Consider the following 25,734-nt stretch of genomic DNA (forward strand, 5'->3'; position numbering starts at 1 on the left):
TCCCAACGGTTTCCTGGATGACGGTAAGGAAATTGAAGAGGTCATCATGATGCGTCGCCTGAATGGATGACGATTTCCCTTGGCCCCTGTCCAGCCTGAATTCACTCCGAAAGCTCAGCCCATCACCTCGTTGACCAGCGTTAGCGTCTTAAGCCTGTCGATGATCCGTTTTGCCCGCTCCTCACCAAGCAATTCGGGAGCCGCTGACGGCCATAGCTCCAACGCGCGTTCCACGGCCAACGTCACTTCACGAACGATCCATTTCGGATCGACCTGGAGAAAACTCGCCACCCGCTCAAAGCGATGTAGATTTACGCTTTCGAAACTGTGTGTTTTGACGAACCTCAGGGCCATCGTGTCGCTTGGCATGTAAAGCACTGTGGGCACGATGTCGTAAGCCGGCGAGAGATGGATTTCGCCCGGCTGCGGGAAGCAAAAAGACCAGTTCTTGAGGTGATTGTCGCCATTTCCCAGCAGGACATCCGCGACCACGCGGCGAATAGCCTCCGATAGATCAGCGCGATGATCGGTGCTGAAGTGCCGGACCATATTGATGATCGTCTCGGTGGTAGCCATGGTATATTTGCGATCGCCAACCGCCCCGATGATCTGCCCTGCATCCTCGATATGAACGCGCTGCCCATCGGCTGTGCGATCAAACCGATCGACGACAAGGACGTTTTCACCGTGCACCAGAAACTCGGCAGGCACACCTTCTATCGCGTCACGCGCGACGAGTCGGCACTTGGCGGTCCGGACTCCGATCATCTCGGCCAGACGCATCGCGCCATATTCCGCCTCGGGAAGGCCGGGGAAGCGCTCGCTTGCCACTTTTACTATGCAACGGCCGGTATCGCCGCGTCCAGGCATGGTCAAACGTTCGCCATCCGGATTGACCGTGAATTTCAGCTGAATGCCGGCAAGCGAGAATTTGACGGCCCCTTCCGGCAGCGGTGCCTGGAACCCCTGGACATTCTCCAGAGTAAGCGGACCTGCGGATGATGGCACCCCGGTTTCCGGCACGATCAGAACGGCACCCGGAAGATCCGCGCCGAGCCTGGTCAGCACGTCGAACTCGTCGTGATCGCCAGGCCCCATTTCGGCCAAGACCAGCTCTCGAAGAGCCCCTTCCGGCAACAAGCCGGAAAACCAAGGGGGCAATACCCCGTGCAGACCTATTTTGTCCCCTCTGTTCGAAAGCCGGTCGCGCGTACCCTCATCGTTTTCAGGGTCATACCAGCCGAGGCTTAGAATTGGACGCTCAGACTCTCTAAGATAGGTTTCCGCGACGACAAACGCGACGCCGCCGTCGGTATCACGTGTCAACGTCCCTACCCTCACCGTGCCGAACGCGCGATCGAGAAGATAGACACCGAGGATAGCGGGGGCCTTCGCCATCAGTTATCCTCCTCATCCTCTTCGCCGAGATCGACGAACAACTCGTCGAAGGCTGAGGGCATCTGCTTCGATTGCCGCTTCTCCGAACTGGTTTCCTCGATCAATCGCCGAACTTCGGCAACCCGGGAGCGTGGAACCAAGACGGGTATCAAATCGAGAGCATCACAAATCTCGGCGAAAAGGGTCAAGCGGTCGCGACCCCACCGATTGCTGGCCAGATCGCGTTCGAGTTCGGAGATGCGCGCCCTGTTACGGCCAAGCCGGGCAGCGATTTCCGGCTGGCTCAAACCACGTCGCATCCGGGCGGCCCGAAGCTGAGTACCCAAGATATTGAAGGTTGTCTCTGGCATGCGGCATTCCGATCATTTCCCAGTCAACATGCGGAATATCGCTATACCTTAATTTTCAGCTTCACAAGCGGAATTCCGCTACTTTTGACATCTTGATGCGGAATAACGCAATTACTTGCCGACAGCGACGAGTTTCCAGATACACCCCCCCTTTTTGCGACTACAATGGCCGCGTTACGCAATCATAAGGAGTGCAACTCTTTCATCTCGGGCACCAACTCCCAAGACAGTGAGAACATTCATCGACGCGCTTTTCACGGCAATGGAAATTCGTGGGCGCTAAAAAGAAAATGCATCCGCTCGATAAACGTTCTCCGAGCGGAGAACGGGCGATGCACTCATCAAGTCGCGCAGTGCGGCTCCGGCGGCAAATTTCCCGGCGGAGATTTCTCATGCGGCACGCGCCACCGCGCAGCGGCTTGGCCTTGAGGGGGCGGGTTCGTTCCGGCCCAATCCTTCAGCCAAAAAAGGCTTTCACCGCAGATGCATTCCGGCCCGATGCATGGCATCAAATAGTGTCTTCCTTCAGCGGCGGAACATCCGGCGCTTTGTCCAGCAAGCCCGTCAGCGCACCGCGCTTCGTCGTGCCTGCACGCGCTTTCAGGAATTCACTGGCCGTCTCCACGGCCCCGATCTTCTGCGCGACCGCAGAGATGATCCACTGATTGAGCGATACGCCGTCTTCTTGTGCCAGACGTGCCGCCGTCTCCTTGAGCGACTGCGGCAGTTGCAGCGGGTATTTGTAACGTTGGGCCTGCGTCATGTGTTCAGTCTCCTGACGATCTCTCCCGGTGTAACTACGGTCATGCCCAGCCCGAGCGCCGGGCGGAAATCCTTGACGTTATGCGTCACGATGGCCTCGGCCTGTCCGTTCAAGGCTGCTTCCAGCACCATTTCATCGGCGACATCGGAGAGCATCGGCCGCGTCCGAAACGAAATATCGACCCCCTCGGCAATGGCGGCAAGCGCACTCATCACCAAGGCAAAGTCCTCAAGACTCTGGCCAATCGCCTGCCGGGTTTCCGGTCGGCTCAACACCGCCTCGTATTCCAGGAACAGCGCCGGCGAACAAAGCGGCGTCACCATGCCCCGATCGGCAAAACGCAGAAGCAAATTGCTTGCGCCATTGCGGCTGCGGAACGCCGCCACGATTACATTGGTGTCCAGAGCCAGCCTCATGGCAGACAGTCTATAGACATCCCATAAGATGTCAATATTTGTACGATGACTCTCCTCATCCATCGTCATCCTCTGCGCTGTCTTCGCTTCTGGTCTGATTATCGTTGGCGGCAATCCGGGCTGCAAATCCTCCCCCCGACCGGCGAGGATGGCGTACCGATTGGATAACATTCGATGGCCGCACCGCTCGCGTAGACACGATCGGAGACCCAGCGACGCGGCAGCCGCGAGATACGGCAACGGCGAAGATCGAGATCGAGGTGCTTGTCGCGCCGGCACGACGCAGAGCTTTTTGAATTCGCCCCTCATGACCTTGCCCCGTTGAAATAATCCATTTTGAAGTAAGCTCTGGCCCAACCCATCCTAGAAGATCCCGCCTCCTCCAAAAAATCAGGAGGTCAGCAAAATGTCACAGGCGACAGCAGTTGCGGGCTAAGACCGGCAACTCCAGAGCGGCACCAGCGCCTAGACGGACAATTCATAGGCCGCCGGGTCGACACCAGCCTTCTTTACCACCTGGCCGAGCGTCGTTCTCACGGTGACGGAGCTAGCGGCGTCGAAAGCCTCCAGGCCAAGACGAATGGCCTCGCGCCAAGCAGGCCCTCGCTCCCAAGCCTCCATATAGGCGTCCGCCAGATCCGCCGTCCGTCGTTGCTCGATCATCGCCCCCATCAGCATGGCTGCCTGCCTGACATCCTTATCGCTCTTGGCCGCGCTATCGCGATTATCAAGACGACGGCGCGTGCTCACGATGAGTTTGTGCATGGCATATCGCTCCGGCGCAGGCACGAGAACCGGCACCCCGGCACCGTGCAGAAGCACCGCCCGCACCGGCTCATAGATAAGGAAGTCGAGAAATCGCAAGGGCTGCGCCGCTGCCCCACCCAGGGCGGGCATGGGGGCCGGACGCCCATCGTAATCAGCAGAGCCAGTGTTCGGAGTCAAGAATTCAACCTTGTAGCCCGACCGGGTCGCAAACTGAGTCGAAACACGGCCATCCACCTGATGGGGAATTTCACGGAATGTGGGGTCGACCTCGCGCAGCACCTGCAGCACGGGGGGGATGGCATCCTCGACGGCGACAGAGATCGAGTGGAATTGAGCGAAATCCGCATCACTCGTCTGCATAATGACGTCGGACAGGCGAACGCCCAGAAGCGCCGAGTAGCACTGAAAGGCGACCGTTCCGACGAGAACGCCACGCAAGCGGAAGAAGCCCGCCTCGGCGAGCGCCTGAACGATGTCGCCGACCAGAGGATCGGGTCGCGGCAGATAGGCTTCGCGCGTAAGGGTCGAGACCAGTTTGCGTCTGGCGCGATAGTCCGCTTTCAGATCCTTGAAGTGCGCGACGCGCGCGGTGATTTCAGGATCATCAACAGGGCCAACATAACGTCTCTGCTTTGCGCCATCCGGCTGGGAAAGGTCGAAATACCAGTAACGCCTCCCCCGGCTTTGCATGCTGACGAACCTGCCTTGGAGAGAGTATTCGGACGTGAATTCGGCATCGAGCGCGCGTTGGGCGAGTTCGGAATAGAGGACGCGATAGCTGTGATCGATGACCTTCATCGGCGTTATGACCTATTCTTTGAAAATGGTCATAACATAGTCGGATCAGGATTTCCATTACCATATTCGCAAGAATGGTAATAACACATTTTCTTCACCGGTTCCGGCGGGGAGCTGCTGAACTCTCAAGAAAAGAAAGTTCATGTCTAGCGACGCCGCTCACTGCGAACAGGCAGTGCGCCTTGCCGTCATCTGCCGCGCCCCCCGCGCCCCCTCAGAGCTTTGCTCCAACCCTCAGTCTCAGGCTCAACTATCCGGAGGCACCAGAGGGCAGACAACAACAACCATCTAAGAGCTAACCCACATCACTCGGCCCCCGGCCAATCATGACAGCCATATGGCCTCTGCCATCCCTATACCGAACGCGCCTCCCTATAATGCTCGATAACCTTGACGGAACCGAAGGTCTACAAGACGACTTATTGATGGGTGCCGATGCGATCGCACAAATCCCTAGCCCTTGGCGGCCTCCTGGGATTTATGGAGCAGAAAATAGCTGGAAGATAAACTAGGCGTCCACTGGCTATACATCCGCAGATCCTGCCGCCATGTTTCACGTTCGGAATCTCTACAACAGACTGATTTTGCGAAGCATTGCCGATGCCTGCTGATGATGAAGTGCTGCAGGCATACATCCGGCGGCGAAACCAGAAGTGCGAAGAGCTCACGGTCGAACGAATTGACCATGCGCTTCCTAAGCTTCTCGATTTGAGAGAAAAGCTACCAAATGGCGATCGCCTATGGCCTTGGTTTGAGAGCTTGGAAGCAGCACGAAACAGAATGGCCACCAACATGGATCGTCTAGCAAATGCGCGCCGGCGCCTCAGAGAGAGACAGGAAGGCTCAAGAAGCGCAGGTTGATTTTTTTGTCGTACATTTATTCTTGTTCCCCATATTTAACGTGATACATATATTTCGATGAAAATCACCTTCGATCCCCCGAAGCGCGAAACGACCCTGAAAGATCGCAAACTTGATATGGCGGACTTGACCGTCGAATTTTTCGAGGCGGCGACGATCTTCGAGACGAAGCAAGGCCGGCTGAAGGCGGTAGGTCTATTCGGAGATGACGTGATCACGGTGATTTTCAAGCTGCTCGGCACGGAGGCGATTTCCGTCATCTCCATGCGTCGGGCATCCCGCAAGGAAAGGAGTGCGATATGAGCAAATTGCCCAAGCACCTGAAGACGATCAGCGATGAGGAAGAGGCGGAAATTCAGCGCCAGATCACCACCGATCTCGATGATGAAGACCTGAGCGACAAGGCCGCAAAGCGTCCGATGACGTTCGCCCAGGCGATCCAGCGCCAGCGCGGCCGACCGCCTGTCGAGACGCCGCGCCGACAGATTTCTATCCGGCTCGATCCCGATGTAATCGACTACTACAAAGGGACTGGCAAGGGGTGGCAAGGGCGCCTGAACGACGTCCTCCGGAAAGCTGCAGGATTATGAGAGGTAAGGCGATTAACAATTTTCTGGGGCGCAGGGGCAAATATGACTTGGAAAGGCGACAGTGACCACCGCTGGCGAAGATGACCTCCTCCATGTAGTGGAACAGATTGAGGGTTGCTTTCAAAATTCGTCGAGTCTCGGTCACTCGGTCGGCACCCTGAGACGCGTGACCAGGCAGAGTTTAAGCGCCCTGTCATCGAAGCGAAAACGATCATCGATACAGAGCTGGGCTCCGCCAACTCCTTTTCACTCAATTTGGCAACTGTAAATATCCATTCAGGCGGCATGGCGAGAGGCCCCCTATGCTGGGGTGCAGGAAGCTGCAGTTATCGTGCGCGGGGCGATAAACGGCATTCGTCGGAAGGTGGCAAACTCATATGCGGCGCCTCAGCTCATCGGCGGCATTCGAAGCTCGCTGCATTGTTCGCGTCGCCCTCGCCTTTGTAATGCGCATATGAAGGATATGGGCAAAGCGGCCTTGTTCGATCGGCAGGTGCGGCTCCTCCTGCGTCCACGCTTTGTGGAGTCTTTCCATTTTCCACCCAATCCACGAGTTTCGTCAGCATGTCGAACTTTTCGAGCCCGCCTGGACCTCCCCGGCAATGCGACATGCCTGGAACCAGATAGAGCCTTGCCCAATCATCGGCAGGTATGTTGGTCTTCGTTGCCTTTTTCATTCGACTGAAGAAGTCGATGGTGTCATTCGCGGAAAACCATGGATCGCTCATCCCATGGAAGAAGATGATTTTGCTCCCCTTTGAAGCAAAGGAACTGAGATCGGTCCATTGGTCTACATTGATCAGCCGTTGCTGCGGATCGTCGACATCCACCTTCTCAATAGCGTCGTCGACATCAAATGTGATGGCATGATTGGCGAATTGGCGGTTGCGCTTGTCGTCGAAGCGCATGAGGCCGGGAATGGCGTCAGTCGTGCTCATAATCCCGCTATCGTAGGGAAATGCGGGATAGGCCGTTCGCCCTGACGCGTCGAGGGTGGGAGAAAAGATCTCGGCAACGACCTTCGCCTGTTCGGGTCTCAGGCAATCCTTTGATGTACCGCTTGCGCATATCAGGCTCGAAGGATCGAATTTGCAGGCAGAGGCATTTGCGATCATGCCGTCTTCGATCCCATCCAGCTTATCGCAGGCATTCAAAATTCCGCTCAGAACGAGTTTCCGATCAGCATCGCTGAAGGCGGCGGAACGATCAGGCACCCCGTCCGTTCCTACCGGCGAAATCCGGTTCATCGCCACATTCTTTTGGGCCAAGGACATATTCGAGCGTCCGGTGCGTATGGCAGGGGCCCCGGCAATGATACCGTCAAACAGCAAGGGGAAGCGCTGCGCGGAGGTCATCGCCTCTCTTCCGCCGGTTGAGCAGCCAGCAAAATAAGAATGGTGCGCGCTTGTGCCGTAGTAATTTGAAACAATCGCCTTTCCCAGAGCGGCAACCTTTTCGACCGACCATCCGGCAAAGTTCAGCGTCGCAAGCTGGTCAGCCTTGAACGAGCCGTCCCACACCTCTCCTCGATGGCCGCTGTCATGCGAAATAACGGCAAAGCCCCGAGCAAGTGCGGTATTCGCCCCGGCAGCGACATCCCCGATGGGCGGCTTCACCACACCGTTTAGTCCCCCTCCTCCTTGAACGAGGAACCGCCCTGACCAATCATCCGGCAAGGCGATCGAAAAACCGATAGCGTACGGTTTTCCGTCGGCTCCCGTTCGATGCTCAAAGGAGCCGTTCACCAAACAATAGGACGGTCCCTTGCCGCTGACGTATTCAGTGCCGGCAACCTTCATGTCAAACCCCGGCAACTCGAGGGCTCTTGCGGCTTTGCACGTCGCATCGGTTGATTGGTCAGATGCCCCGTATGCGAATTGCACCATCAATAAAAGCGCTGAAGCCGTTGCAGATAGCAGCGTTTTCATGCCTATCTCCTCCCTTTTGCCTTCTCCACTCTCCCACAACAAATGGAACGAATCTCAGGCTTCCTGTCAATCGAGAACTGCAAGCTTGCGAGGACGTTGAATTCAGCGCCCAGGCCTGCCCTAGACAGTGCTGCGCCAGGGCGGCGTCGCCTTCACGGATTTTGCTGTGCGAAGTGATATTCGATGGCAACCGAAAAGCCCCGCTCGTTACCGACGCCATCGTTTTCCAGCCGAAATTATCGCCTAGGCCGTAGGCTCTCTTGTCGGCTTCGGCTGAACCTGCGCGACGTTGAGAACCTGCTTGCCGAGCGCGGCATCGCGTCTCGTTTCAGACCGTGTAGGAGTGGGCGGCGACCTGTCGATGACGTCGACAGGTCATTCCCGCATGTCGATCAGAAAGTACACATGCTTCCTCCATTGAGGGAAAGACAGACCCTGACGGAAGTGGATACAGTCCAAATGTGCCAGCAATGGCCGGAAGCCTTCGTCGAATCGACAGGACGTTGCTGCGTCCACGCTTAAGCGCGTGCCAGGTGAAGACGCGCCAGGAGAATTGTCGTTCGGGTTGATGGGATTGGCGGTGTTTCACTGACGGTTTGAACGTTTGGCACGATGATCACGTCAGCCGGCACAGGTACCGAGGATCGGTGTCATCAGCTTCACGTGCGCGTCGATCCGCTCAAGCACCTTTGCCGCAACGACCTCACGCTCTGGCAGCGACCACCAAAGCTGGTTTACGCGTTCAACTGTCTCGGTCACCGCTTTAAGCACGGCAGCTTCCGGCAGGCGTGCACGATTGGCGAAGACCTTCCATCGCTGCGCGTTCATCGTCCTGAACGAGCGCTCACCTGCAAGCGACAACGCCATGGCATCCGCCGGGATATAGGGCACAGTCGAGAGCACGTCATAAACGGGGGCGAGTGCCGGCTTGTCATCCGCGCCGCGATAGATCAGCGACCAGTTTTTGAGATGCATGTCGCCATTGCCGGTGATGGCGGCCAAAGCCAGCCGGCGGACGAATTCAAGCGCAGCCGCAGTAGAAACGGCAATCCCGATGGCAGCGGCGATATCGTGATAGGCCGCACCTTCATATTTGCGCGAAGGATAGATGCCAAATACCTGAGCGAAATCCTCGATATGGATCCGCTCGCCGCCAGCGCCGCGATCGAAGCGTTTGACGAGCAGGACTTTCCCGTCCGACAGCGTCTTGAATTCCTCCGGAATACCCTCGAATTCCGATTGCTCGACGAGCTCACGTTCCGGCACGCCCATGCCGATCGCCTCGGCCAAAGCGAGATTGGCATATTCGTTTTCCGAGACGCCCGGAAACGATGTCGACGGAAACTTGGCGATGTAAGACCCCTGCTCATCCCCCAGTGGTATGGTCAGGCCGCCACCCTTGCCCGTGTTCTTGATGACAGATAGCTTCATCTGCACACCCGCGAGCGAAAATCGGGCTTTCGGTGTGGGAAGTGACAAATCGTCGATACGAGCAATCGACCCTTCGCCCGGTACGACGCGGACTGCACCCGGCAGATCCGACCCGAGCGCGATCAGCAGATCGAAGTCGTTTCCAGCGCGAACACTGCCTGCGTGGTGCTTCTCCATCGCCTCACGCAGCTTGTCCTCGGGAAGAAGATTGGCAAAAAAGGCCGGTAGAGCCTTGGCCACAGGCTTCGGATCTTTGCGCAGACCTCCGGTTGCCGCTCGGAAAGACAGGCTGAGCACAGGAAAGCCGCCCGTCGCGCGATAGCTATCCTCAAAGCTGAACGCATTGAAGTCGCCCGGCGTCCTGACGATCGTGCCCACTTTCAGATCGTTCAGCAGCACGTCAAGTGATGAGATAGATTTCGGATCAGGATACGTCTCAGGCATCAGCATCACCATCGGGGCTGGTGGCAAAGGCGGGCAAGTCATCCTCGTCATCATGCGGCTGCAATAGGGCATCGACAGCCGGAACCATCGCCTGCGGGATAAGCATCAGTTCGAGACCAAGCGCGCGAGCAATGTTGATCAGGGTCGTCGCGCGGGCCGCAGCACTTCCGGTTTCGATCTCTCGATACCGAGGACGCGATATGCCCGCCATGTCGGCAACCTGCTCTTGAGTGAGCCCCAAGCATTTGCGCGCCGTTTTCAACAGCCGACCGATTTCCTGCAGAGACTCTGACTCAGGCCTCATTTTGATCCTCAAACATATCATTACCTTCAAGATGACACGTCTAAATATCTTTCTTGATCCAAGCCAGTCAAGGAAAATGATACGTAAGAGGATCACCATGGAGAAAATGATCTGCTTGCGGATCATCTTTCTGTCGTTTAGGTGATGCTGGGTCGATCTTCACCTTCGCTCTGCTGATGCCAATGGCGCGGATGAAGAGCTTCATCTTGTCCGTCTGCCTTGCGAAGACATGCTCGACGGCGGAGCGCTCTTTCGAGCGGCAGCCATTGGCCCGCGACATCGCTTCCGGCATGGGTTTGCCCTTCGGCTTCCTTTGATGGATGTCCGACTTCAGGCCATTGTCCTGCAGCCATTCCTCATTGGTCTTCGAGCGATAGGCACTGTCGGCCCAGACCGTCGATGCCGTGTTGTCCTTGGCGACAACATTCCTGAGTTGGGCGCCGTCATGGCCGCTCGCACTCGTCACCGTCCATCCGCGGATGAAGCCGTGTGCCCGGTCGATGCCGGCATGGTTTTTGTAGCCGAACATCGGAATGGCAATGTCATGCTGTTTCGTCGCGGCTGATGTCGGCGTTTCCGTGGACTGCTTGGCCTTGGAATACTTCACCGTCCAGCGCGCGTCGCGGTCCTTCTGCGCGAGCTTGGCGGGCTTGTCTTTCCACTCCGGCGGGATTTCGCCAGCCTTGATCGCCGCCTCCCCGTCGTGGTTATTGTGCTGCTTGGGAGCCTGAATGATCGTCGCGTCAACGATTTGCCCACCCTTGGCCAGATAGCCGGATCGCGAGAGATGTTTGTCGAAACGGGCGAAGAGATTGTCGATGGCGCCGGCCCGAACAAGGCTTTCGCGGAACAGCCAGATCGTCTTGGCATCCGGCACCTTCTCCGACAGGGACAGACCCAGAAACCGCATGAACGACAGCCGGTCCTGGATCACGAACTCGGCCTGGTCGTCGGAGAGGTTATAGAGCGCCTGCAGCACCAGGATCTTGAACATCAGCACCGCAGGAAATGGAGGACGCCCGCCCTTCGATCCGTCGGACCGCTTCAGCGCCTTCGCCAATGGCTTCTCGAACACAGGCCAGGGGATGATCGCGTTGAGCTTCTCCAGCGGGTCACCCACCGCGCTCAACCGCTGATATCGCTCGTCCAAATCCCAAAAGCCAGACTGTCCCCGCATCATCCGCTCCATGCAAATCACCTCTGACCGATAACGAGAAGCGGTTCAGATCGCCCGGTGACAAAGACTGGAAAAGGGAATGGGTGCCGACGGGCTGGCTCGTTTTCGAGATCAAACCTGGCAGTGACCGGATGGCCTTCCGCGTCAATGGCTTGAATCCGAAAAGCAGCCGATGGAGGGCATGCCGCCGGACATTTTGGCCACCTTCGTTGCAGCCGGACCGTTGCTCGTTCAACAGCGCAAGGACCGAGAGGCGGCGGAGCGCGAGCGCCAACTTGCCGAGCGCCACGCGAGCCACCTATAAACCGCGTACAACACACTCTTAAAAGCCTAGGAACCCCTCGCAGTCGGCCAGTTTTGGAGCCGCCTTCAGCGTCTCCACATCGACAATGGGAATCCCAAAAACAGGGTCGCCCGCAAAGATCTCCTCGAGCGCGGCCGCCACCTGCAGGACGCCGGCGTCATCATGTCGGCGACCGACGATCTGCAAGCCGAAGGGCATGCCGAGCGCATCTCGGCCGACAGGGATTGTGATTGAGGGATGGCCGGCCAATGTCGAGGCGTAGGCCATGGCCAGCCAGTGATAATAGTTTTTCGTCGGCTGACCATCTATCTCGGTCGGATAAAGCTCGTGCCAGTCGCGTGGACTGATGGTCACGGCGGGGCTAAGCACATAGTCATGATCTTCGAAAAACCGCTGCCAGTTGCGATAGAAGCGGCCCTGTTTCACCAACGCATCGGCGATATCGAGCGGGCCGTAGCTTAGCCCCTCCTCGACATTGGCGCGGACATTCGGGCCTATCTTGTCCGGGTGTTTCTGCAGCAACGTGTGGTGCATACCGAGAAACATCACGCCGCGAAGAATGGAAAAAATGCGATCGGCATCGTTGCAATTGGGATGCGTCTCCTCGACCCTGCCGAGTTGGTCGGACAGCCGCGCCACCACCCGGCCAAAAGCCTCGCGGATCACCCTCGACGTCGGCGCAAAGCCGAAATCCGCGGTCACGGCGATCCGCAGGGCCGTCAGATCCGGGCGCCGGCCGTGGCCAAAGCGATCGGCCTGCCACGGCGTCTGCCCATCGATGACCACCGTATAGGGGTCGAGCCGATCGGGGCGCGCCATGACTGACAGCATCAGCGCCACATCGGCGACGCTGCGCGCCATCGGCCCACTGGTCGACAGATGCATCAGCGCCATGGCGCGCGTATCGCCAGGAACGACACCAGGCGATGGGCGAAAGCCGACGACACCGCAGAAAGCCGCGGGGTTGCGCAGGCTGCCTCCGGTATCCGAACCCGTGGCCAAAGGTGCCATGCGGGCAGCAAGAAGGGCTGCCGACCCGCCCGACGAACCGGCCGCACTTTTCGTCGTATCGTGGGGATTGGCCGTGACGCCGTAGACAGCGTTGCGGGTATTGCCGCCGGCGCTCCAGTCCGGATTGTTGGTTTTGCCGAGAGGAATGCCGCCGGCCCGGCGCATGGCAGCAACGATGGCATCGTCCTTGACAGCGATATTGTCGCGAAAGATTTCCGAACCGAACGTGGTCGGCAGGCCCTGGACGTCGATCATGTCCTTGACCCCGAAAGGCAGGCCATGCAGCGGACCGAGAGCCTCATGGCGCATCACGCTCTGCTCGGCATGGCGTGCCTCGGTGAGGACCCGGTCGAAATCCTGCGCCACTATGGCATTGACCGCAGGATTGAGCTGTGTGACGCGCTCGATACAGGCCTCGGCCAGTTCGACCGGCGAAAGTCGGCGCTGCCCGATCAGCCGGCGTGCATCCATCGCATCGAGATCGGCAGGATGTATCTTGCTCATGGCGATACCTTTTTCACATCGAGAGAGCGCCGAGCCCCATGATCAGCATATTGAGGGCCATCAGCGAGATGAACAAAGCGAAAATCCGCTTAAGCACGGCAGCCGGCAGGTCATGCGCCAGCCGGACCCCGAGCGACACCGTGGTCATCGAGATGGCGACGATGACGACCAGAGCCGGCAGGTTGACGAAGCCGTTCGTGTAGGGTGGGAGACCGGGAAGCCCCCAGCAGGCAAGCAGAAATCCGACAAATGATGACACCGAGATCAGCAGCCCGACGCCCGAGGGCGGGGCCACTGCCTCCTGCTCGGCACGCCATAGAGCATCATCGCCGGCACGCCGAACGAACCGCCGCCGATGCCCATCATCGCCGATAATCAGAGCATAGACGCTGGCCAGCGCCCGGCCAGGCATCGTGTTCGACAGTTTCCAATGGGGCCGGCTGATCAGTGTGTAGAGCCCAAGCAGCAAGCCGATCACCCCAAAGATAACCGAAAGATTGGCCGGGCGCAGCGAAGCGGCACCGACCACTCCTGCCAGCGCGCCGAGAGAAATGGCTGGCCCCGGCGCTTCAGCACGGACCAGTCGACCGCCCCGCGCCGAGGACGCATCAGAACCGAGCGTGCCGAATTGAAGATGATGGCGCCGCCGGACGTGGCTGCGCAGACCTGCATCAGGCGGTCGCTCTCATAGCCGAGGAACTCGAAGACATAATAGGGCGCCGGCACCAGGACGACACCGCCGCCGATCCCGAGCAGGCCAGCGATCAGGCCGGACACGACATCAGTGGCGGCCAGGAAGTCGAAAAGCACAACGAAATCCATCGATCAGGCAATCTGCTTCAGGCTTTTGGCATTCTCGGCGATATCGAGGAACAGTGCCGTCATCACCTGCATGCCTTCACGGGCAATCGGCACCAGTGCATGCTCGTTGGGGCCGTGCTGGCCGCATTCGGCATGGGAGTGCGGAATCCAGATCGTCGGCAGACCAAGGATGTCGGTAAAGGCATCGTTGGGCAGTGAGCCGGCCAGATTGGGCAGCACATGCGGCCGCTTTCCCGCTGAGCGCGCCAGCGAGTTCTCGACAAAACGCACCCAGGGATGATCCGGCGAAGAGCGGGTGGCCCGGAATGCTTCGCCGCGCGCCGGACGAATCTCGACCATGGGAAAACCATGGATGTCGAGATGGCGGCGTAATGCGGGGATGATGTTATCCATGTCGGTGCCGACCACGAAGCGCAGTTGGCAAGTAGCCCGCGCCGAGCCGGAAATAGCATTCTGCGGCGCATCGATATTGCCGGACGACATGGCGAGTACGGCAAAGGAATTCCAGCCAAAGACGCGCTCGCTCGGCGTCAGGTCGCTCTCGCCCCATTCGGCGTCGTGACGGCGCGGCGGCAGATCGCGCAGGGTGGCGCGGATATCGGGCGTCAGGCTGGTCGGGCGCCATTCGGGGACAAGGATCTGGCCACGCGCATCGGTGATCGTCGAGATTGCCTGGGCCAGGATGATGGCGGGATCGGCCAGCAGTCCGCCGAAATTGCCGGAATGGTGGTCTCCGTCCCGCAGATTGACCATCAGGTTGATCGACATGCCGCCGCGCGACCCCATGAACATGGTCGGCGTGTCGACTGCCAGACGCGGGCCGTCCGAGGCGATCAGCACATCGGCCGCCAGCAGTTCCTGGTTTGCCGTGAAGAATTCGCGCAGCCCGAAGGAGCCGGTCTCCTCGGCCATTTCGAGAATGATCCTGGCATTGAAACCGAGCCGGCCATTTTCGCGGATCAGCAGTTCGAGCGCCTTGATGTTGATGAGATGCTGGATCTTGTTGTCGGCCGTGCCCCGGCCATAGAGCTTGTCGCCCTCCCGGATCAGCGTGAAGGGTTCAAGGCCTTCCCGCCAGCGATGGGCCTCTCCATTGCAGACATCGCCATGGCCATAGACCAGAACCGTCGGCAGGCTCTCGTCTTCGATGCGGCTGGCGATCAGCATGGGCGCGCCGCCCTCGCGAGGATTGTCGAAAATCTCGACTGCAAAGCCCATGGCCGAGAGCAGAGGCTGCATATCCTCCTGCAGATAGGCGTAGAGGTCCTCCCGCCGTCCTTCCGACTGGCTGACGGAGCGTCGCGCCACGAGAGTGGCCAGATCTGCGACCAGCCCTCCACCGTCAACATAATGGGTGGCGGCGTCGATCAATTGTGTTCTGTCCATGGAATGCACTTACCTCGCTGCGTCGGCAGGGCCAGGCGCTGCCATGTCTGGCGCTTCCCAGCCGCGGCCAGGCATGGCGGCGAGCAGTTGGCGCGTATAGGAATGTTGCGGATTGCCGAAAACGTCGTCGACCGTGCCATATTCCACCACCTCACCTTTCGACATGACGAGGATATGGTCGGAAATCTCGGCTGCCACACGGAGATCGTGGGTGATGAAGATGACCGTCAGGCCAACGGCCTTGCGAATGTCGTCGAGCAGCTTCAGCACGTCCTTCTGTACGGATACGTCGAGCGCCGACACGGCCTCGTCGGCGATCAGGATTTTCGGCTCGACCATCAGGGCACGGGCAATCGAGATGCGCTGGCGCTGGCCGCCGGAAAATTGTGCCGGATAGCGATCGAGTGCATCTTCCTCCAGCCGGACGATCTTCAGAAGCGCTCGGGCCTTTTCCATGGCTTGGCTGCGCGGCACGCCGAAGTTGACCGCCCCCTCGATCAGCAGGTCGCCAATCTTGCGTCGCGGATTGAGCGCCCCATAGGGATCCTGGAAGACGATCTGGATATGTTTCCTGAAGTCACGGCGCCCGGCAGCGGTGGTCGTTTCCAGCCTCGAACTGCCGATCCAGACGGACCCTTCGTCAGGCTCCACAAGTCCCATCAGGCAACGCACCAGCGTCGTCTTGCCGGAGCCGGATTCCCCGACGATGCCTAACGTCTGGCCTTCCAGAACGGTAAAGTCCGTCGGCTTGACGGCATGCACCTTGCGGGCCGGCTTGAACATCGTTCTGGCGGTCGAATAAGTCTTTTCAATGCCGGCGACCCTAAGCGCGATCGGTGTAGACATATCAGGATTGCCCTTGACGCCATGGCGCTTGGGAACCGCATCGATCAGCATGCGCGTATAAGGATGGCTCGGGTTGTTGAGCACCTGCTCGGCGGTCCCCTGTTCGACGACCAGGCCCTTCTGCATGACCAGGACGCGGTCGGCGAGTTCGGCCACCACGTCGAAATCATGGGTGACGAACAGGATGCCCGCCTTGCGGCTTTCCTTCAGCGCCTTGAACATGTCGAGGATCTGCGCCTGCGTTGTCACGTCGAGCGCGGTGGTCGGCTCGTCGGCGATCAGCAAGCGCGGCTCCATGGCGAGCGCAATGGCAATGACGATGCGCTGGCGTTGACCGCCCGACAATTGATGCGGATAGGCATGATAGAGGCGCTCGGGGTCGGGAAGACGCACCTCCTTAAGAAGAGCCAATGTCCGAGCCCGGCGCTCGGCCTTGGACATTTGCGCATGCGCCTCAAAGACTTCCTCGATCTGGTTGCCGACGGTATAGCACGGGTTGAGCGCGCTCATCGGCTCCTGGAAGATCATGCCCATGCGGCTGCCGCGCAGGTCGGCATGCTCGGCTTCGGAAAGCTTCAGCACATCCCGGCCTTCAAAGAGGATTTCGCCTGCCGACGGCTTCAGGATCTTCGGCAGGAGGCCCATGGCGGCAAAGGACGTGATCGACTTTCCGGAACCGGATTCCCCGACGATACAGAGGATTTCCTTCTCGTGAATGTCGAGCGACAGGTTACTGACGGCATGCGGGCGATCGCCACCCTTGGGCAGGTCTATGGTCAGGTTGCGGATCGACAGGACGGGTGTGGCGGTGTGGGTCATCAGTTCCTGCCCTCCGGCGCGGTCACGTCGCGAATGCCGTCGCCCAGCATGTTGATGGAAAAGACCAGGATGAACAGAGCGATACCGGGAATGGTGATGAGCCAGCTTTCGAACAGCAGCATTTCTTTGCCTTCGGAGATCATCAGGCCCCAGGACGGTGTTGGCGGCTGCACGCCAAGCCCGAGGAAGGACAGTGCCGCCTCCAGGATGATGGCGTGGGCCATTTCGAGCGTGACGATGACGATCAACTGGTTCATCACATTCGGCAGCACATCTTTGAAGAGGATACGCGGCAGGCTGGCGCCCAGAACTTCGGCCGCGGCGATATAGTCCATCTGTCGCACCTGCATCGTGGCGCTGCGCAGCACCACCGCAAAGCGGTCCCAGAGCAGCAGTCCGAGCACCGACACGACTACGGTCAGCGAGCCGCCGAACAGCGCCACTACGGCCAGCGCCACCAGCGTCGCCGGCAAAGCCAGCCGTACCGAAACGATGAACATCACCACCGCATCGACCTTGCCGCCGAAATAGCCACCAAGAACACCGAGCGTCGTGCCGATCACCGCGGAGATCAAGGCCGCGGTAAAGCCGATCAGCAGAGAGACGCGAGCCCCATAGATCAGCCGCGACAGGTAATCCCGGCCCAGCGCATCGGTGCCGAGCAGATGTTTCCAGTCGCCGCCCAGAAAGACCGGTGGGGCAAGCCGCGCCAGGAGGTCCTGCTTGTAGGGATCATAAGGGGCGATCAGCGGCGCGAAAAGCGCCGTAAGGCCAACAAACAGCAGGATCAGGAAGCCGACCATGAAACCGCGATGCCTCAGGGCCTTGCGAGCCAGGACGCGGGATGGCGCTGGCGATGCTGCGGGAAGCCCGGGGCTGATGGTTAGGGACGTGTTGCTCATGTCAGACAGTCCTCAAGCGGGGATCGAGCCATGCGTTCAAGACATCGGCCAGGAAGGTGAAGGCGATGTAGAACATCGCGAAGATCAGGATGAGGGCTTGCATGGTCGGCAGATCATTGCGGGAAATTGATTCCCAGGCGAGGTAACCCGCTCCATGCAGCGCGAAGATGGTTTCCACCACAACCGACCCGCCGAACATGAAACCGAGCTGCACCGCCGCCAGGCTGACGACCGGGATGATGGCATTGCGAAGGGCATGCTTGAACAGAACCCGACGTGGCTTGATGCCCTTGGCTCTTGCCGTGCGGATGTAGTCGGCGGACAGCACTTCCAGCATGCCCGCCCGCGTCAACCGCATGATGGCCGGCGTCGCGTAATAGCCGAGCACGATCATCGGCAGGACATAGCCGGTCCATTGTCGCGTCCCCGAGGCAGGCACCCAGCCGAGATTGACCGAGAAGACAACGATCAGGATAAGGCCGAACCAGAAGCTCGGGATCGCCTGCCCGACGACGGCAATGCCGAGCGCCAGCCTGTCGATCAGCGTATTGGGAAAGGCGGCGGCCAGAACCCCCATGGGAATGGCGAGCAGCAGGGCGAAGCTCATGCCGAGAAAACCGATGGTCATGGTGACCGGCAGTCGTTCGGCGATCATGCCCGAGACCGGCGCCTTGAAATAATAGCTCATGCCGAAATCGCCGGAGAGCGCGCGCATCAGCCAGTCGACATACTGAACGAGCAACGGCCGGTCGAAACCGTATTGGCTCCGAATCGCCGCGATCACCTCTCCTGAAGCCCCCTCGCCGGCGATGGCGATCGCCGGATCGCCGGCCATGAACAGAAGAATGAAACTGATGAAGGACACCGTCAGCGCGACCAGCGCCGCCATGCCGATCTTGGTCAGGACAAATTTCAACATCTGCGATCCTTAAGCAGGCGGTGTCGCGGGCAGTGGCGACACCCGGCTCACGCCTGCCGCGCGAAAGCGTGCTGCGTTTCGCGATCACGACAGGCCTTGAAAACAAGAAGCCCAAACCCTGGCCGGGCCACCGGCAACCGGTGGCCCGACCAGCGCACTCGGATGTCATTTCCAGCCGATTTCGTAGAAGCGGACCAACTCATCCGGGGTCGGCGTGAAGGAGATGTCACCACTCATGACGTAGTTGGTGGAGTAGTTCCACAACGGCACCCAATAGGCCTTGTCGGCGATCACCGACAGCGCCTGGGTATAGAGCGTCTTGCGCTCGGCCGGATCGATGGAAGAATCGGCCTTTTCCAGCAGATCGGACAGGCTCTTGTCGCGCGCGTCATCTTCACCGCCCATGGTGAAGAATTCGCTGGTGATGGCCGAGACATCGGCAATCGAGTTGGACCCCCAGGTCAAGAAGGAGATCGGCGCGCCTTCCTTTATGCGCTTTTCGCGCAGCGCCGCGTATTGCATGTAGTTGAGGTTGGCCTTGATGCCGATTTCGGCCAACATGCCGATCATCGCTTCGGCCAGCGGTCGGTCGCGATAAGCATAGAGTTCGATTTCGAACCCATCGGGATAGCCGGCTTCCGCCAGCAGCGCCTTGGCCTTCGCCGGATCGTATGCATAGGTCGCGACAGCGGTGTCGCAGCCGAACTGGCTGGGCGAGCAGGCGCTGTTGATCACTTCCGTTGTGCCCTTCATCAACGCCTCGACGATACCCTCGCGATTGATCGCATGATAGATCGCCTGGCGAACCTTGACGTCCGTCATCGGGTTCTTGTCGCCCGAGCGGCCAGCCGCATCGAGCGACAGATAGCCGACGCGCATGGTCGGGGCATTGATGACCTGGAAGCTGTCCCGCCCGTTCATCTTTTCGGCCTGGTCGGAGGGCACCTGCCAGACCAGATCAATCGTGCCGTTAAAGAGCTCGGCCATCTGCGTGTTGATGTCAGGGATGGTGCGAATATCGATGGTGCCGACCTTCGCCTTCGGCTTGGCCGCGGCGAAATAGTCCTCGTTGCGCTTCAGCACGAAATGCCTGCCAGGTTCGACATTCTCGAACTTGTAGGGACCCGTACCGATCGGCTTGGTGGCAACGCCTGCCGGGCCGACGGCTTTGTAATATTCATCGGGATGGATGATGACCGGACCGGCCAGATATTCGAGCGCTGCCGGGAAAGGCCCATTGGTGATGATGCGCACCTTGAACTGATCGATCTTTTCGGCCTGCTTGATCCAGCCCGTCGCCACCTTGTTCTTTGCGCCGTTCTTGGGGTCGACGGTGAAGTTCAGCGTGTAGACGACGTCATCCGCATCAAAGGCCTCGCCATTGTGGAATTTGACGCCTTCCCGCAGCGTCAGGTCAAGCGTTGTGGAATCCACCCAGGTCCAGCTGGTCGCCAGATTGCCGACATACTCTCCGGTTGCCGGATCGCGATAGAGAAGGCCGTCCCAGGCGGCATTGCCGAGCAGGACGCCCTCGCGCGCAGTGTTGAAATAGGGATCGACATGCTCGAGTTCCTTCGCAAAAGCGATAGAGACCGTGTCGTCGGCCTTGCCGGCCCAGGCGGCGGTTGCAAACAGGAGTGCGGGCAGAAGAGCGGCGGCAGCCGCAGTCTTTGTCAGTTTCATTCTCGTTCCCTTTATATAATGCCTATTATATAGGCATTTACTGTTAATGGCGCTATTGTAGTCGATTTTCTATTTTTGTATACGATATATTTGTATTGCGTACATATTTTGATAGTTGCATACGTCTGCTTGCCAAATCCCGCAGATCGCACAACAATGCGCGTGGAGGACCGATATGAATTTGCCTGCACCAAAAACGCCGACCGCAGACGTGCTCTACGAGCGTATCGAAACGATGATTGCCGAAGGACAGGTCAAGGACGGCGAGCGGCTCGACGAAATGCGCCTTGCCCGCGATTTCGGCGTATCGCGCACCCCCTTGCGTGAGGCGCTGCGTCTTCTGTCGGGGACCGGCCTGGTCGAGCTTATTCCCAATCGCGGCGCCTTCGTGCGCCAGCCCGATTTCACGCGTCTTGTGGAGATGTTCGAAGTCATGGCCGAGGTCGAAGCCTGGTGCGCGCGGCTGGCGGCTGGCCGCATCACCAAGGCGCAGTTGCTGCTTCTGCGCAAAGCCGCCTCTGCCTGCGAAGCAGCCCTGCAGGCGCAGGACTACAAGCGCTACTATGTCGAGAACGCCACCTTTCACACCATGATCTACGAGGCGTCCGGCAATGGCTTCCTGGCCGAGGAAGCCGCCAACCTGCACAGACGCCTCAAGCCCTTCCGGCAGGCCCAGCTTTCCTTCGGCGACCGACTGTCGCAGTCGATGATCGAGCACCGCGAAATCCTGTTGGCGCTCGAAGCCGGCGATGCGGCCCGCGCCGACGCCGTGATGCGCAACCATATCCGTGTCCAGGGCAGTATCTACGAGGAATACCGCCAATCGATGAGCGGAGAGCGCGAGGTCGCCGGTCAGCAAGCCTCGTAAGACCTGCCGTCGATTTCGGGCAACCGCGTCGCCGGTCCTCATGGGAATAGCAGAAGCTCGGAAACCGCAGCCCCTCGCGTCAACCGCGACACCGTCCTGACGATACCCGCCTTGTCGATGCCATAGTGCCGATAGAGATCCTGCACCGTGCCGGTCTGGCCGAAATGCTCGACCCCGAGCGGTATCATCCGGTGGCCGTGAACAGCACCAAGCCAGGCAAGTCCCGCGGGATGTCCATCAGTGACGGTGACAAGGGTGCAATGGGACGGAAGGCCGGCGAGCAAGGTTTCGACATGACCGGATGCTCGACTGGCGCCGCGGCTCCGCGCCCGCTGGGCTGCGGTCCAGCCGGCGTTCAGGCGATCCGCGGAAGTCACCGCCAGCACGCCGATATCCCGTCGGCTCTCACCGAGCAGCCCGGCCGCCGCGATCACTTCCGGCGCGATGCAGCCCTGATAGACCAGCACGACATCGGCATTCGGACCGGGCGGCTTCAGCCAATAACCACCATCGATGACGCCCTGGCGGAAACGCGGATCGCTGCGCGGCGCCGGCTGTTCGAGCGGCCGCGTCGTCAGCCGCAGATAAACGGAGCCGCCCGTCTCGTCGCGCAACCAGGTGCGCTCGTCCGGCTGACCGTCGCCATCGCGCTGCATATAGTCGAAAGACCAGTCCATGATGATTGCGAGTTCGTCGAGAAAGGCCGGCTCGAAACTCGCCAGCCCATCCTGGCTGATGCCGATCAGCGGTGTGGCGATCGACTGATGCGCCCCACCCTCCGGCGCCAGCGTGACGCCTGACGGCGTGCCGACGATCATGAAGCGGGCATCCTGGTAGCAGGCATAATTCAGCGCATCGAGACCGCGGGAGATAAAGGGGTCATAGACCGTACCGATCGGCAACAGGCGCTCGCCGAAGAGCGAATGGGAGAGGCCAGCGGCGGCCAGCAGCAGGAAGAGATTCATCTCGGCAATGCCGAGTTCGATATGCTGCCCCTCCGGCGAGAAATGCCATTTCTGCGCGGACGGCACCCTTTCGTCGCGAAACGTATCGGCCCGCGCGTCGCGAGCAAACAGGCCACGCCGGTTGACCCAAGGGCCGAGATTTGTCGAGACCGTGACATCCGGGGCGGTGGTCACGATGCAGTCGGCCAGCGCCGTGTCCGTCTTGGCCAAAGCGTCGAGGATCTTGCCGAAACCGGCCTGCGTCGACAGAACGCGATCCTCCAGCATGATCGGCCCCTCAGTTGCAATGCGCTCCACCTTGAAGCGTCGCGGCCCCGGCTCAAAAAACGGCACGCGGGCGAGGAAAGCCTTTGCATCGGCGCTGTCGACGATGGTCGAAAACGGATCCCACTCTGCGCCGGGCGCGACCCCCATTGCCGCTTGGAAGTCGGCCATCTGGCTCATCGTCATCAGGCCGGCATGATTGTCCTTGTGGCCCGCGAGCGGCGTGCCCCAGCCCTTGATCGTATAGGCCAGGAAGACCGTCGGCCGGTCGTGATCGATACCGTCGAACACGTCGGTCAGCGCCTCCAGGCAATGGCCGCCGAGATTGTTCATGAGTTCGGCCAGCTCAGCATCGGATCGGCGCTCAATCAGCGCGGTCACATCGCCCTGGTCGCCGATCTCGTCGAGCAGTCGACGTCGCCAGGCGGCCCCGCCCTGAAAGGTCAATGCTGCGTAAAGCTGGTTGGGGCAGGCGTCGATCCAGTCCTTCAGGCGCGTTCCACCCGGCTCCGCAAACGCGGCCTTCTGCAGCGCACCATATTTGACGATGACGACATCCCAGCCGAAGGCCTTGAAAATGGCCTCAATGCGTTGCCAAAGACCTTCGCGCACCACGCCGTCGAGGCTCTGGCGATTGTAGTCGATGACCCACCAGGTGTTGCGCAGATCATGCTTCCAGCCCTCCTGCAGGCATTCGTAGACATTGCCTTCGTCCAGTTCAGCATCGCCGACCAGGGCAATCATCCGCCCGAGCGGGTTCTTGCGCGCCCAGGGTCTGGCAGCGATGTAGTCCTGCACCATCGAGGCAAAGGCCGTGACGGCGACGCCCAGGCCAACCGAACCGGTGGAAAAATCGACATCGTCGATATCCTTGGTGCGACTCGGATAGGACTGCGCGCCGCCGAAGCCACGGAAATTCTCAAGCTTCTCGCGCGTCTGGTTGCCCATCAGATACTGGATGGCATGAAACACCGGCGAGGCATGTGGCTTGACCGCGACGCGATCTTCCGGGCGCAGCGCATGAAAATAGAGCGCCGTCAGGATCGACGCCATCGAGGCCGACGAAGCCTGATGCCCACCAACCTTGACCTCGCCCTTCTCGCGCAGGTGATTGGCGTTGTGGATCATCCAGCAGGCGAGCCACAGGACCTGCTTCTCGATGGATTTCAGAATTGCGATATCGGTGCTTGTCACGGTCGAATCCCAGTCATGTGTTCACGCCTGATGAGGATCCGCTGGCGGCTTTTCGCCTTGCTCTGCTCGGATCCCGTTCCCATGTCTGCGACACTCGGCGGGACGATCATCCCGCCGAGTGGCTTGGCAAGTCGTCAGCCGTTGCGGAACGTGTAGGCATAGCCATTGATGGCCGGCGCGCCACCGAGATGGGCGTAAAGCACCTTGGAGCCTTCCGGGAAATAGCCCTTCTTGACCAGGTCGATCATGCCCTGCATCGACTTGCCCTCATAGACCGGGTCTGTGATCATCCCTTCGAGGCGGGCGCACAGGCGGATGGCTTCCTTGGTCTCGTCGGACGGCACGCCATAGACCGGATAGGCATAGTCCTCGATCAGGATAATGTCCTCCGACGTCAGATCCCGGCCAAGTTCGACCAGTTCAGCGGTGCGCCGGGCAATCTCCAGCACCTGGGATTTGGTCTGGGCCGGCGTGAAGGAGGCGTCGATGCCGATGACATTGCGCTCGCGGCCATCCTTGGCAAATCCGACCGTCATGCCGGCATGGGTCGATCCCGTGACCGTGCAGACGACGATATAATCGAACTTGAAGCCGAGTTCGGCCTCCTGCGCGCGCACTTCCTCGGCAAAGCCGACATAGCCGAGGCCGCCATATTTGTGCACGGATGCGCCGGCCGGAATCGGATATGGTTTGCCGCCCTTGGCCTTGACGTCCTCGATGGCATCTTCCCAGCTCTGGCGGATACCGATATCGAAGCCCTCATCCACCATCTGCACATCCGCACCCATGATCCGGCTCAGCAGAATATTGCCGACGCGGTCATAAACAGCGTCCTCGTGCGGCACCCAGCTTTCCTGCACCAGCCGGCACTTGAAGCCTATCTTGGCGGCCACGGCGGCGATCATGCGGGTATGGTTGGACTGTACGCCGCCGATCGAGACCAGCGTATCGGCATTGGAGGCAATCGCGTCGGGAATAATATATTCCAGCTTGCGCAGCTTGTTGCCGCCGAAGGCCAGACCGGAATTGCAGTCCTCGCGCTTGGCATAGAGCTCTACCTTGCCGCCGAGATGCTCGGACAGTCGCTCCAGCTTCTCGATATGGGTCTGACCGAATGTGAGCGGATAGCGCTCGAATTTCTCCAGCATGGGGTTCCCTTCTGCTTGTTGTGACACAAGGGAAACGCTAACATCACTTACCTGAAAGGTGCTCTCAAAGTTCGCCATGAAATTGTGGCTTCTATGGGAATGTGCGCAAATCTAAGACTGAATATTTCAGTATTCAGAATTATTTCGGAAGATTCTTCCATGCCCAATGATCTCGACCGCATCGACCTGAAAATGCTCCGTCTGCTTCAAAACAACGGCCGGCTCAGCAATGCCGAACTGGCACAGTTGGTCGACGTCAGCGCCGCCACCTGCCATCGGCGCACGCAGCGGCTCTTCGATGATGGCTATATCAAATCGGTCCGAGCCATGGTTGAGCCACGCAAGGTGGACCGAGGCGCGCTGGTCATGGTCGGCGTGGTGCTGGATCGTTCGACACCGGAAAGCTTCGACGCCTTTGAAAAGGCGGTCGCCAAGCTGAACTTCGTTCTGGATTGCAATCTGGTCGCGGGCGATTTCGACTATTTCCTGAAAATCCGCGTAGGTGACATGGCGGATTTCAATCGCATCCATGGCACGCAACTGATCGCGCTGCCTGGGGTGCGCCAGACCCGCACCTTTTTCGTGATGAAGGAAGTGGTCGACAACGCGCCGCTGAACTTTTGACAAATGCCTTCCCGCCTCGACCAAGCCGGGAGAATAACGGGCTCAGGCTCAATTCCCTGGTCGCTCAAGTATTGATTCTTTGCCTTTGCCGTCGGCAACCCCGCCTCCTGCAAGGCGGCTCAGTTCGGATGCTTACGCTGTAACCCAGCCGGGTAGTGCTAAATCGTAAAGGATCGTTGTTCCGGCAAGCGCCTACGCAGTGAGGCCGGCATCCCGGCCTCACTTTACGCAAGCGCCATACCGGCAT

General features: G+C 59.5%; 23 protein-coding genes. 4 read left to right on the top strand and 19 right to left on the bottom strand.

The window, feature by feature from the left end; genetic code table 11:
* Window positions 1–114: 114 nt before the first annotated feature.
* The 5 genes from J2046_RS29210 to J2046_RS29230 form a co-directional block, all read right to left on the bottom strand.
* Window positions 115–1,398: a type II toxin-antitoxin system HipA family toxin gene (locus tag J2046_RS29210; protein ID WP_210057805.1), complete on the bottom strand. Its 1,284-nt coding sequence runs from the start codon at window positions 1,396–1,398 to the stop codon at window positions 115–117.
* Window positions 1,398–1,748 carry a helix-turn-helix domain-containing protein gene (locus tag J2046_RS29215; protein WP_210057807.1) on the bottom strand — a complete coding sequence of 117 codons (351 nt, stop codon included), beginning with the start codon at window positions 1,746–1,748 and terminating at the stop codon, window positions 1,398–1,400. The genes J2046_RS29210 and J2046_RS29215 overlap by 1 nt, the downstream gene beginning before the upstream one ends.
* Window positions 1,749–2,256: 508 nt before the next feature.
* On the bottom strand, window positions 2,257–2,511 hold the full coding sequence (locus tag J2046_RS29220) for a toxin-antitoxin system HicB family antitoxin (protein WP_210057808.1): 255 nt from the start codon (window positions 2,509–2,511) through the stop codon (window positions 2,257–2,259).
* A complete protein-coding gene (locus J2046_RS29225; RefSeq protein WP_233470367.1) occupies window positions 2,508–2,990 on the bottom strand; it encodes a putative toxin-antitoxin system toxin component, PIN family in 483 nt (160 codons plus the stop codon). The genes J2046_RS29220 and J2046_RS29225 overlap by 4 nt, the downstream gene beginning before the upstream one ends.
* 402 nt (window positions 2,991–3,392) lie before the next feature.
* Window positions 3,393–4,493: a nucleotidyltransferase family protein gene (locus J2046_RS29230; RefSeq protein WP_210057810.1), complete on the bottom strand. Its 1,101-nt coding sequence runs from the start codon at window positions 4,491–4,493 to the stop codon at window positions 3,393–3,395.
* Between the two features lie 918 nt (window positions 4,494–5,411).
* On the opposite strand from J2046_RS29230, the gene J2046_RS29235 reads away from it, so the two are divergent.
* Complete coding sequence (locus J2046_RS29235) at window positions 5,412–5,657, top strand: BrnT family toxin (RefSeq protein WP_210057812.1); 246 nt, start codon at window positions 5,412–5,414, stop codon at window positions 5,655–5,657.
* Entirely contained in the window at window positions 5,654–5,944 is a 291-nt protein-coding gene (locus J2046_RS29240) for a BrnA antitoxin family protein (RefSeq protein WP_210057814.1), read from the top strand. The genes J2046_RS29235 and J2046_RS29240 overlap by 4 nt, the downstream gene beginning before the upstream one ends.
* Before the next feature lie 392 nt (window positions 5,945–6,336).
* On the opposite strand, the gene J2046_RS29245 is transcribed toward J2046_RS29240, so the two are convergent.
* The 12 genes from J2046_RS29245 to J2046_RS29300 all read right to left on the bottom strand — a co-directional run bounded on the left by J2046_RS29245 (window position 6,337) and on the right by J2046_RS29300 (window position 20,424).
* Window positions 6,337–7,872 (bottom strand): tannase/feruloyl esterase family alpha/beta hydrolase, encoded by a 1,536-nt coding sequence (locus J2046_RS29245; RefSeq protein ID WP_210057815.1) that lies wholly within the window; start codon window positions 7,870–7,872, stop codon window positions 6,337–6,339.
* Window positions 7,873–8,493: 621 nt separating this feature from the next.
* Window positions 8,494–9,747 carry a type II toxin-antitoxin system HipA family toxin gene (locus J2046_RS29250; RefSeq protein ID WP_411828565.1) on the bottom strand — a complete coding sequence of 418 codons (1,254 nt, stop codon included), beginning with the start codon at window positions 9,745–9,747 and terminating at the stop codon, window positions 8,494–8,496.
* Complete coding sequence (locus J2046_RS29255) at window positions 9,740–10,177, bottom strand: helix-turn-helix domain-containing protein (RefSeq protein WP_233470368.1); 438 nt, start codon at window positions 10,175–10,177, stop codon at window positions 9,740–9,742. Before J2046_RS29255 ends, J2046_RS29250 begins: the two co-directional genes overlap by 8 nt.
* Entirely contained in the window at window positions 10,119–11,228 is a 1,110-nt protein-coding gene (locus J2046_RS29260) for an IS5 family transposase (protein WP_233470369.1), read from the bottom strand. The genes J2046_RS29255 and J2046_RS29260 overlap by 59 nt, the downstream gene beginning before the upstream one ends.
* Before the next feature lie 322 nt (window positions 11,229–11,550).
* Entirely contained in the window at window positions 11,551–13,047 is a 1,497-nt protein-coding gene (locus J2046_RS29265; protein WP_210057817.1) for an amidase, read from the bottom strand.
* A 13-nt stretch (window positions 13,048–13,060) separates the two neighbouring features.
* Window positions 13,061–13,516 carry a TSUP family transporter gene (locus J2046_RS29270; RefSeq protein WP_210057818.1) on the bottom strand — a complete coding sequence of 152 codons (456 nt, stop codon included), beginning with the start codon at window positions 13,514–13,516 and terminating at the stop codon, window positions 13,061–13,063.
* A 5-nt stretch (window positions 13,517–13,521) separates the two neighbouring features.
* Window positions 13,522–13,869, bottom strand: a complete 348-nt coding sequence (locus J2046_RS29275; RefSeq protein ID WP_210057820.1) for a TSUP family transporter — start codon at window positions 13,867–13,869, stop codon at window positions 13,522–13,524.
* 3 nt (window positions 13,870–13,872) lie between these two features.
* A complete protein-coding gene (locus tag J2046_RS29280) occupies window positions 13,873–15,255 on the bottom strand; it encodes a M20 family metallopeptidase (protein ID WP_210057822.1) in 1,383 nt (460 codons plus the stop codon).
* A gap of 9 nt (window positions 15,256–15,264) precedes the next feature.
* Window positions 15,265–16,920, bottom strand: a complete 1,656-nt coding sequence (locus J2046_RS29285) for a dipeptide ABC transporter ATP-binding protein (RefSeq protein WP_210057824.1) — start codon at window positions 16,918–16,920, stop codon at window positions 15,265–15,267.
* Window positions 16,920–17,822 (bottom strand): ABC transporter permease, encoded by a 903-nt coding sequence (locus J2046_RS29290; RefSeq protein ID WP_210057826.1) that lies wholly within the window; start codon window positions 17,820–17,822, stop codon window positions 16,920–16,922. The genes J2046_RS29285 and J2046_RS29290 overlap by 1 nt, the downstream gene beginning before the upstream one ends.
* A gap of 1 nt (window position 17,823) precedes the next feature.
* Window positions 17,824–18,741, bottom strand: a complete 918-nt coding sequence (locus J2046_RS29295) for an ABC transporter permease (protein WP_210057828.1) — start codon at window positions 18,739–18,741, stop codon at window positions 17,824–17,826.
* 165 nt (window positions 18,742–18,906) lie between these two features.
* Window positions 18,907–20,424, bottom strand: coding sequence for an ABC transporter substrate-binding protein (locus tag J2046_RS29300; RefSeq protein ID WP_210057830.1), 1,518 nt, complete (start codon window positions 20,422–20,424; stop codon window positions 18,907–18,909).
* Between the two features lie 175 nt (window positions 20,425–20,599).
* On the opposite strand from J2046_RS29300, the gene J2046_RS29305 reads away from it, so the two are divergent.
* Window positions 20,600–21,292: a GntR family transcriptional regulator gene (locus tag J2046_RS29305; RefSeq protein WP_210057832.1), complete on the top strand. Its 693-nt coding sequence runs from the start codon at window positions 20,600–20,602 to the stop codon at window positions 21,290–21,292.
* A 38-nt stretch (window positions 21,293–21,330) separates the two neighbouring features.
* On the opposite strand, the gene J2046_RS29310 is transcribed toward J2046_RS29305, so the two are convergent.
* A complete protein-coding gene (locus J2046_RS29310; RefSeq protein ID WP_210057948.1) occupies window positions 21,331–23,649 on the bottom strand; it encodes a transketolase-like TK C-terminal-containing protein in 2,319 nt (772 codons plus the stop codon).
* Window positions 23,650–23,849: 200 nt separating this feature from the next.
* Window positions 23,850–24,863: a 1-aminocyclopropane-1-carboxylate deaminase gene (locus tag J2046_RS29315; protein WP_210057834.1), complete on the bottom strand. Its 1,014-nt coding sequence runs from the start codon at window positions 24,861–24,863 to the stop codon at window positions 23,850–23,852.
* 159 nt (window positions 24,864–25,022) lie between these two features.
* Here J2046_RS29315 and J2046_RS29320 point away from each other — a divergent pair, with 159 nt between their 5' ends.
* Window positions 25,023–25,487 (top strand): Lrp/AsnC family transcriptional regulator, encoded by a 465-nt coding sequence (locus tag J2046_RS29320; RefSeq protein ID WP_210057836.1) that lies wholly within the window; start codon window positions 25,023–25,025, stop codon window positions 25,485–25,487.
* Window positions 25,488–25,734: the final 247 nt, after the last annotated feature.

It is taken from the genome of Neorhizobium petrolearium (genome assembly GCF_017873175.1).
GTDB lineage: Bacteria > Pseudomonadota > Alphaproteobacteria > Rhizobiales > Rhizobiaceae > Neorhizobium > Neorhizobium petrolearium.

Coding starts and splice junctions, on each gene's coding strand:
- J2046_RS29220 (WP_210057808.1), bottom strand. CDS start 2,511: ATGACGCAGGCCCAACGTTACAAATACCCGCTGCAACTGCCGCAGTCG.
- J2046_RS29290 (WP_210057826.1), bottom strand. CDS start 17,822: ATGAGCAACACGTCCCTAACCATCAGCCCCGGGCTTCCCGCAGCATCG.
- J2046_RS29230 (WP_210057810.1), bottom strand. CDS start 4,493: ATGAAGGTCATCGATCACAGCTATCGCGTCCTCTATTCCGAACTCGCC.
- J2046_RS29295 (WP_210057828.1), bottom strand. CDS start 18,741: ATGTTGAAATTTGTCCTGACCAAGATCGGCATGGCGGCGCTGGTCGCG.
- J2046_RS29320 (WP_210057836.1), top strand. CDS start 25,023: ATGCCCAATGATCTCGACCGCATCGACCTGAAAATGCTCCGTCTGCTT.
- J2046_RS29225 (WP_233470367.1), bottom strand. CDS start 2,990: ATGGATGAGGAGAGTCATCGTACAAATATTGACATCTTATGGGATGTC.
- J2046_RS29275 (WP_210057820.1), bottom strand. CDS start 13,869: ATGGATTTCGTTGTGCTTTTCGACTTCCTGGCCGCCACTGATGTCGTG.
- J2046_RS29300 (WP_210057830.1), bottom strand. CDS start 20,424: ATGAAACTGACAAAGACTGCGGCTGCCGCCGCTCTTCTGCCCGCACTC.
- J2046_RS29305 (WP_210057832.1), top strand. CDS start 20,600: ATGAATTTGCCTGCACCAAAAACGCCGACCGCAGACGTGCTCTACGAG.
- J2046_RS29310 (WP_210057948.1), bottom strand. CDS start 23,649: ATGATCCACAACGCCAATCACCTGCGCGAGAAGGGCGAGGTCAAGGTT.
- J2046_RS29260 (WP_233470369.1), bottom strand. CDS start 11,228: ATGCGGGGACAGTCTGGCTTTTGGGATTTGGACGAGCGATATCAGCGG.
- J2046_RS29280 (WP_210057822.1), bottom strand. CDS start 15,255: ATGGACAGAACACAATTGATCGACGCCGCCACCCATTATGTTGACGGT.
- J2046_RS29315 (WP_210057834.1), bottom strand. CDS start 24,863: ATGCTGGAGAAATTCGAGCGCTATCCGCTCACATTCGGTCAGACCCAT.
- J2046_RS29240 (WP_210057814.1), top strand. CDS start 5,654: ATGAGCAAATTGCCCAAGCACCTGAAGACGATCAGCGATGAGGAAGAG.
- J2046_RS29210 (WP_210057805.1), bottom strand. CDS start 1,398: ATGGCGAAGGCCCCCGCTATCCTCGGTGTCTATCTTCTCGATCGCGCG.
- J2046_RS29255 (WP_233470368.1), bottom strand. CDS start 10,177: ATGATCCGCAAGCAGATCATTTTCTCCATGGTGATCCTCTTACGTATC.
- J2046_RS29250 (WP_411828565.1), bottom strand. CDS start 9,747: ATGCCTGAGACGTATCCTGATCCGAAATCTATCTCATCACTTGACGTG.
- J2046_RS29235 (WP_210057812.1), top strand. CDS start 5,412: ATGAAAATCACCTTCGATCCCCCGAAGCGCGAAACGACCCTGAAAGAT.
- J2046_RS29215 (WP_210057807.1), bottom strand. CDS start 1,748: ATGCCAGAGACAACCTTCAATATCTTGGGTACTCAGCTTCGGGCCGCC.
- J2046_RS29245 (WP_210057815.1), bottom strand. CDS start 7,872: ATGAAAACGCTGCTATCTGCAACGGCTTCAGCGCTTTTATTGATGGTG.
- J2046_RS29285 (WP_210057824.1), bottom strand. CDS start 16,920: ATGACCCACACCGCCACACCCGTCCTGTCGATCCGCAACCTGACCATA.
- J2046_RS29265 (WP_210057817.1), bottom strand. CDS start 13,047: ATGAGCAAGATACATCCTGCCGATCTCGATGCGATGGATGCACGCCGG.